This window comes from uncultured Campylobacter sp. (assembly GCF_938045225.1).
GTDB lineage: Bacteria > Campylobacterota > Campylobacteria > Campylobacterales > Campylobacteraceae > Campylobacter_A.
Genome location: NZ_CALINL010000298.1, coordinates 1 through 5,402, shown reverse-complemented (window position 1 = coordinate 5,402; position 5,402 = coordinate 1). Strand labels below are relative to the sequence as shown.

Sequence of the window (5,402 nt, the reverse complement as noted above, 5' to 3'; positions counted from 1 at the left end):
CAGATAGACACGCTTGGCTCAAACTGCACCATCACAGCCTCGCACCTAATAGACGTTAGATATCTAAAAGGCACTGATAATAAATTTATCATTGATGCTAGCAAGATGCCAGAAAGTGCGGAGGCTACGCAAGATCAGCTAAGCAAGATCGAAAGCACCAAGCTTGAACTCTCAACACTTCTTAAAAATATAGAGAGCAAGAAAAATGTCATCAACGAGAACAAAGACTCGATCTATACGATAAAAGCCAAGATCGAAGAGCTCTCAAAAGCCAAAGTGATACCGCCAGTTACATTTATGAAAAAGCTAAAAGAGTATCAGCAGCTGGTGCACGAGTATAACGCGCTTTTAAAGGAATTCCGCGAGAAAAAAGCCGCGATCGCCGAGCTAAAAAGCGAAATAGCCAATATTCAAGACGGAATATTTAACTCAAAGGTGATAAATCATAGTAATTGGCGCGAATTTAACGAGATAAAATTTAGGCTCGTCGCTCCTGCTCGCGACATCACGTACAGCACCCGCGAAAACGAGATCGCCCGAGTCATAACAATAGCTAAGGTCGAGACCGAGGATGGCGACATAGACTACGTAGTCAAGAAAAACAATAACGTCAGAAAGGCCTAAATTTGCCTCTTTTTTTAAAATTTGAAAGCGAATTTTACAGGTGCGAGCAAGGCGGCGGTAAGCTAACGATAAATCTAAAAAACGACTGGAACTACAAGCTGCCGGCTCAAATTTGGACTCAGACGGCCGCACTCATTGGCTCAAAGAAATTTAATAAAATCGTTTTAAATTTTAAAGACGTAAAAGAGCTTGATTACGCAGCGGCGCTGTTTTTTAAAAATACCTTTTTAAACGCTCGCAAAGAGTATGAGCTCGTAAATTTAAATCCGCACGCTCAAAAGATTTTTGCCTCGATAAATAGCGAAATAAATCCCAAAATAAAGCAGATTATAAGCGCCAAACCCCACGAAAATCCGCTATCTCAAATCGGCAAAAATTTAACCGCGTTTTTTGCGGGATTTTGCGCGTTTTTAAATTTCATGGGCGAGTTTTTGGTCAAATTTAGCAAGATATTCATGCTAAAAAATATCCGCGTGAAGGAAATTTTGGCATATTTTGAGGATGCGGGTATAAAGTCGGTTTTTATCGTGTGCCTTACCTCTTTTCTCATCGGCATCGTGCTGGCATATCAGGGCTCAAATTTGCTCGAGAGTTTCGGCGCCACGATAATAATCGTCGAGATGATGGGGCTTTTGACCCTGCGCGAGATAGCTCCGCTCATCGCCGCCATCATTGTTGCCGGGCGTCTGGCGTCTAGCTTTACCGCGCAAATCGGCGTTATGAAAATCACCGAAGAGATCGACGCAATGAAAACGATGGGATTTGATCCGTTTAAATTTCTCGTTCTGCCTCGCGTGATAGCTCTCATCGTAGCCATGCCTCTTATCGTATTTTTAGCCGACGTGGCGGGGATTTTCGGCGAGATGGTCGTGATGGAAAACTACCTAAACATCAGCTTTGATAGCTACCTGGCGAGATTTGGCCAAGAGGTGGATATCAAGCATCTTTACGTCGGGCTTTTTAAGGCACCGTTTTTTGGCATCGTGATCGCGTTTATCGGCTGCATGAGGGGCTTTCAGATCGGCGGAAACACCCAAAGCGTGGGCACTTATACGACCGTGAGCGTTGTAAACGCGATATTTGGCGTGATCATGGTGGACGCGCTGTTTTCGATTATTTTCACGCAGCTAGGCATATAAATGATAATAAAAGCGACTGATTTAACGACTAAATTTGGCGACCGAGTGATCCACGACGGGCTAAATTTTCACGTAAACGAGGCTGAAATTTACGGGCTGCTCGGCGGTAGCGGTACGGGTAAATCGACGCTGATGAAAACGATGATATATCTAAAGGAACCAAGCGGCGGCAAAGTCGAGATGCTAGGGCGCGATCTGTGGTCGCTAGACGAAGCGGCTAGGCAGGAGATAAAGCTCGCTTGCAGCGTTATGTTTCAGTTCGGCGCGCTTTATACCTCGATGAACGTACTGGAAAATATCTACATCCTACTAAAAGAATATAGCGGCATGAGCGAGAGATCGATGCGCGAGATAGCGATGTTTTGGCTGCAAAAAGTAGGCCTTAGCGAAAACGTCGCGCTGCAATACCCAAGCGAGCTAAGTGGCGGTATGAAAAAGCGCGTGGCGATGGCTAGGGCTCTAGTGCTAAGTCCTAAAATTTTGTTTTTAGACGAGCCAAACTCCGGCCTTGATCCAAGCAGCGCGCGCGCCTTTGACGAGCTGGTGGTCGAGCTACGAGATACGCTTGGCGTCACGGTCGTGATGGTGACGCACGATATAGATAGTATTTGTACGATTTTAGATAGATTTTTGATACTTCAGGATAAAAAGATAGCCTTTGAAGGGACTTTTGAGCAGCTGATGAAAATGCCCGAAAATCCGCTCGAAGAGCTTTTAAAAACAAGGAAAAACGGTGGGAAATAAAATAAATTATACTTTGATAGGACTCTTTTTCGTGCTCGTCGTGAGCGCGCTAGGCATCGCGGCATGGTGGCTGGGCGGATACGGGAAAAAGGCCGATGATTACAGGTCGTATTTCATCAAAACCACAAGCTTGCCAAGCGGCATAAAAAGGGACTCCACGGTCAAATTTATCGGCGTAGACGCGGGCACGGTCAAGGATATCCGCTTTGCCGACGAAAAAGAGGCTCTCATCGAGCTTGAACTCTCCGTGAGAAAAGACATACCGATAAGAACCGATAGCACGGCGTCTGCGGAGATACAGGGCATCACTGGCATCGGCTACCTAAATATCTCGCGCGGCAGCATGGATAGCCCGCTCTTTGATAAAAATGAAAAGGCCTACATCGGTCTTGAGGCGAGCTTTTTTGATAAAATCGGCGACAGAGCCGAGTATCTAACGAAAAATTTAGAGTCGACGTTTAAAAATATCAATAAATTTTTAAGCGACGAAAATGCAGCTAAATTTTCGTCTATCCTAGTTTCGGTTGATGAAGCCGCGAAAAAGATAAACGCCGGAAATCTCGATATAAACGCGACTATAGCAAATGCCAACGAGGTGCTGGCAAATGCAAATTTGACGCTAAACGAGCTAAAAAAAGCGCTAAAAAACGCCTCGGGCACGCTTGAGTTCGTAAATTCGTTTACGACCAAGGCCTCAGACGCCGCGCAGGCGCTAAAAAATCTACAAACCGCGATAGCAGAAAAGATAAAAAGCGGCGAATACGACGTAAAGGACGCGCTAAATACGATTGGCGACGAGACGGAGAGGACGCTGCTTAGTTTTCAAAAGTTGATTTCTGATTTTAGAAACACCCTCTTTAGACTCGAGGACGATCCGTACGATTTTTTCTTTAAAGACACGCAGAAAAAGGACGAAAAATGAAAATTTTAAGCACGGTTTTAGCTGCCGCGGCACTGTTTTTTAGCGGTTGCAGCGTTTTGGCAAAGCCCGCGCCTAGGACGAATTATTTTATGCTAGGCGGCGCGGAGGATAAATTTAAAGAGTGCGCAAACAAGCCCGAAAAAACGGTTTTTATCGAGGAGGTGCGGGTTTTTGGCGCGTACGAGAGCCGCGAAGTCCTAAAGATAGACGCAAACGGTGAGATCCGTCCGCTAAAAAATATCAAATTTTTAGCGCTCCCAAGCGAGATGGCTAGGCGAAATTTGATCATAGCCGCGAGCGATCAGTGCGTGTTTAAGCCCTCTTTTAAAAACGCAGACATAAGCGTAAAGTCAAATTTACTAACACTTCAAATCAAAGATCAAAAAGCGCAAATTTCGATGATGTTTAGCTTTTTTAAAGACGGCAAAGAGCTAAAAAGCGTCGTGCTAAGCTCGCAAAAAGACGCAGGCGCGGACGAGGGCGAAATCGCGATGAAGGCGCTAAATGCCGCCTTTAGCGAGGTTACGGATAAATTTTTGCAAGAATTAATCAAATTTTAGAGATAATCGCAAATTTTAAAGGAAAACGATGATAAAAGCGATCGAGGGCGTGATAACCAAAAAAGAGCCCGCAAATCTCATCTTAAAGACGGCCGGCGGCGTGAGCTACGGCGTAGCAATCTCGCTTTTTTGCTCGGCAAAACTCGAGCGAGGCCAAAGCGTGGAGCTAAACATCACACAGATCATCCGCGAGGATGCGGACTTGCTTTACGGATTTTTAGATAGCAACGAGCAAAAGATGTTTGAGATGCTGATAAAACTAAGCGGTATCGGCGCGGCGACGGCGATGGCGGTGTGCTCGAGTCTAAATTCGAACGCATTTTTAAATGCGATAAAAAGCGGAGACGCGGCGGCGCTACAAACGGTGCCTGGCATCGGCTCAAAGACGGCTAGACGTATTATCGCCGAACTTAGCGACGCAAAGATGACGATGGACGAAAATCTGCCTAGCCACCAGCACGAAGCGATCTTGGCTCTTGAGAGTCTTGGCTTTAAAAGAGAAAAGATAACCAAGGCGCTAAGCGAGTGCGACGCGCAAAATACGGGCGAACTAATCAAACAAGCCCTAAAAAAACTAGCATAAAAAAAGGAAAAAATATGAAATATGATTTCATTAAACTAAAAAAGAGAAATTCTCTAGCACTACTAGACTTAAAAGCTAAAGGCAAAAGCATAGTTGGCACGTTTTGTACATACTCTCCAAAAGAGCTGATTTATGCTGCTGGTGCCGTACCAATCAGTCTTTGTGCCTACGATGAAAGTCCTATAAATGCTGCTCACGCCGAACTTCCACGAAATCTTTGCCCACTTATCAAAGCAAGCTACGGATATGCCGTGACCAAAAAATGTCCATATATGAATGCTAGCGATATTATCATAGGAGAGACTACTTGTGATGGCAAGAAGAAGATGTATGAGCTTCTTGCAAAGCATAAAGAAGTGCATGTCTTAGAACTTCCGAATATGACAAATAAACGTAGTTTAGAGCTTTGGATATATGAGATGAGGGATTTTAAAGATTATCTTGAAAAACATCTTGATGTAAAAATCACAGACGAAAAGCTAAAAGAGACAATAGAAATTTTCAATAAAGAAAGAGATGTGCTAAATAAACTTATGGATCTAGCCAAACTCGATCCGAGTCCGATTAGTGGTAGTGAGATGCACCAAGTGCTATTTGCAAGTGATTTTATATATAACAAAAAAGAAAAGATAAAAATGCTTGCTGCTCTTAAGCTGTTGGATAAGGAAGGATTAAGTCCTGCGATACTCGAAATGTGGGGAAATAAATCGCAGACTGAATTGAATATTCCAGTTGTATATACTAAAGAGGAGGCTTTAAAAAATGGATCAAAATCTGAAGCATTCAATAGCACGCTTGTCATTGGATTGGGAGAACTACGAAAAAGACTT

Annotated in this window: 6 protein-coding genes and 1 pseudogene; all 7 read left to right on the top strand. The window is 44.0% G+C overall.

The genetic code is table 11. The annotated features are described in order from the left end of the window. A pseudogene (locus Q0200_RS10890) lies at nt 1-624 on the top strand (hypothetical protein); the annotation flags it as partial. A gap of 2 nt (nt 625-626) precedes the next feature. Continuing rightward, nucleotides 627-1,763, top strand: coding sequence for an ABC transporter permease (locus Q0200_RS10885; RefSeq protein WP_297941104.1), 1,137 nt, complete (start codon nt 627-629; stop codon nt 1,761-1,763). Continuing rightward, a complete protein-coding gene (locus Q0200_RS10880; RefSeq protein ID WP_297941102.1) occupies nt 1,764-2,507 on the top strand; it encodes an ATP-binding cassette domain-containing protein in 744 nt (247 codons plus the stop codon). It abuts the gene before it with no gap. Next, nucleotides 2,497-3,429 (top strand): MlaD family protein, encoded by a 933-nt coding sequence (locus tag Q0200_RS10875; protein ID WP_297941100.1) that lies wholly within the window; start codon nt 2,497-2,499, stop codon nt 3,427-3,429. The genes Q0200_RS10880 and Q0200_RS10875 overlap by 11 nt, the downstream gene beginning before the upstream one ends. Next, entirely contained in the window at nt 3,426-3,989 is a 564-nt protein-coding gene (locus Q0200_RS10870; protein WP_297941098.1) for a hypothetical protein, read from the top strand. Before Q0200_RS10875 ends, Q0200_RS10870 begins: the two co-directional genes overlap by 4 nt. A 28-nt stretch (nt 3,990-4,017) precedes the next feature. Beyond that, on the top strand, nt 4,018-4,572 hold the full coding sequence (ruvA, locus tag Q0200_RS10865; RefSeq protein WP_297941096.1) for a Holliday junction branch migration protein RuvA: 555 nt from the start codon (nt 4,018-4,020) through the stop codon (nt 4,570-4,572). 14 nt (nt 4,573-4,586) lie between these two features. Beyond that, a partial coding sequence (locus Q0200_RS10860) for a 2-hydroxyacyl-CoA dehydratase family protein (protein ID WP_297941094.1) occupies nt 4,587-5,402 on the top strand: 816 nt, incomplete at its 3' end.

Bases quoted from the DNA above. Each gene is read 5' to 3' on its own strand.
- Q0200_RS10880 (WP_297941102.1), top strand. From the start codon at position 1,764: ATGATAATAAAAGCGACTGATTTAACGACTAAATTTGGCGACCGAGTG.
- Q0200_RS10870 (WP_297941098.1), top strand. From the start codon at position 3,426: ATGAAAATTTTAAGCACGGTTTTAGCTGCCGCGGCACTGTTTTTTAGC.
- ruvA (WP_297941096.1), top strand. From the start codon at position 4,018: ATGATAAAAGCGATCGAGGGCGTGATAACCAAAAAAGAGCCCGCAAAT.